General features: G+C 69.9%; 1 protein-coding gene. It reads right to left on the bottom strand.

Annotation, left to right across the window (positions count from 1 at the left end; genetic code table 11):
* Nucleotide 1 precedes the first annotated feature (1 nt).
* The gene (locus PUR71_RS30570) at nucleotides 2-415 is read right to left on the bottom strand and encodes a roadblock/LC7 domain-containing protein (RefSeq protein ID WP_030291361.1); all 414 of its coding nucleotides are present in this window, start codon (nucleotides 413-415) and stop codon (nucleotides 2-4) included.
* Nucleotides 416-418 lie beyond the last annotated feature (3 nt).

Below are 418 nucleotides of genomic sequence, written 5' to 3'. Positions count from 1 at the left end.
GTCAGTGCAGGAGACTGCCCTGGAGTTCTGCGCGGAGCGCGGGGGTGAGGACGGCGCCTGCGCGGTCGACGAGCAGGGCCATCTCGTAGCCGACGAGGCCGATGTCGGAGTCGGGGGCGGCCAGGACGGCGAGGGCGGAGCCGTCGCTGATGGCCATGAGGAACAGGAAGCCCCGTTCCATCTCGACGACGGTCTGGTTGACCTCGCCGCCCTCGAAGATCCGGCTGGCGCCGGAGGTGAGGGAGGTGAGGCCGGAGGCCACGGCGGCGAGCTGGTCGGCGCGGTCCCGGGGGAAGCCCTCGGACATGCACAGCAGGAGGCCGTCCGCGGAGACCACCACGGTGTGGGACACCCCGGGGGTGTTGTCCACGAAATTGGTGATCAGCCAGTTCAGGTTCTGTGCGGCCTGGCTCATCTG

The organism is Streptomyces sp. SP17BM10, assembly GCF_036322405.1.
Classification (GTDB): Bacteria; Actinomycetota; Actinomycetes; order Streptomycetales; family Streptomycetaceae; genus Kitasatospora.
The sequence above is the reverse complement of the archived record's forward strand: the minus strand, read 5'-3'. Positions and strand labels throughout refer to the sequence as shown.

Excerpts from the sequence above, each read along its gene's own strand:
- PUR71_RS30570 (WP_030291361.1), bottom strand. The coding sequence starts at position 415 with ATGAGCCAGGCCGCACAGAACCTGAACTGGCTGATCACCAATTTCGTG.